The sequence below is a fragment of the Pollutibacter soli genome (assembly GCA_029269725.1).
Classification (GTDB): Bacteria; Bacteroidota; Bacteroidia; order Chitinophagales; family Chitinophagaceae; genus Pollutibacter; species Pollutibacter soli.
The window spans coordinates 1-1,065 of the sequence record JARJHS010000021.1 but is presented as its reverse complement, the minus strand read 5'-3'; the positions used below and the strand labels follow the sequence as shown (position 1 = coordinate 1,065).

1 protein-coding gene is annotated in these 1,065 nt (G+C 42.7%); it reads right to left on the bottom strand.

Translation table 11 applies throughout. The features are described from left to right. Nucleotides 1-20 precede the first annotated feature (20 nt). Nucleotides 21-1,065, bottom strand: a 1,045-nt coding sequence (locus P2W82_RS24650; RefSeq protein ID WP_336518627.1) for an IS4 family transposase, incomplete at its 5' end; no start/stop codon positions are given.

The following is a 1,065-nucleotide window of genomic DNA, read 5'->3' as shown; positions in this document are numbered from 1 at the left end:
CAGCTAAGCCTTACCCAAATTTATTGAGTCATTATTTCATAAACACTTGCTGCATGGGTTAACTGTTGATAACCTTGCCAAACAGTTTTTAATCCTGGTGGTCCATCTGATTTGCGTCCCAGATGACCACCAAGTCTTCCGATCCAGATGACGGCGTCATACATCGATGGTGGTTGTTTGGGTATTTCTTTTTTATTGTGAATGAGCATGTATAATGTCTTCCATTGTGCTTTTGTCAGCACCACTTCACAACTTACGTCCGGGTGATGACGCGATACATACACCAGTTGCATTACCCGGAAGGCTGCCATGCTGTAGACAGCAATTGCTTTTCGTAAACTTTCAGCATCTTTTAATTGCAATTCTTCTATTTTAGTTCCACTCTTGAGCACATAATGGAACCGCTCTATCAACCACCGGTAAGTGTACCATTTTACACATTGAAGCACTTCCGTTGTACTTCTGATCTGAAGTGTAGTTAAAAGTTTCCAGTGAATACAATCCTCTTCGGCTTTGCCAGTGTCATTGATTTCTTTAATCTCGATAGCGGTTAATATTACACTCTCATAACTGTCTTTATTATTGGATGGACGAAGAATCTCCACCTCATGATATCTTACCTCTGCATTTACTTTGACTTTTTTCTTTCCTGTCGCATCCGGTATATCCAGATGTACAGTGGCCGCTGCAGGTTGTGCGGCAATACTATCCCAAAGGTGGCTGCCATCCGTAAGCTTGCGGTTGTGTCTTGCCCTGATCAGCAAATCAGTCTGTGGTTCACAGCTGTGAAAAAATAATTCGTATATATCGGCTTCTCTATCGGCAATGTGAATCTTATGGATTGAGGGCGCCAGCAATTGATTCACTTCCTGCATCCCTTTATACCAATGATAACTTTCTTTATCCTCAAAATCAGCCGACTTCCGTTTGGCTGATTTTCCTAATTCCTCCAATGGTCTGGTCCATGTTTGCTGATACAGCAACGACAGGGGCATTCCATCAGTGGTTGCGGCTATACTGCTGTAACACAATATACCGCGCCCTTCCTTATTATCGAGATAGCCG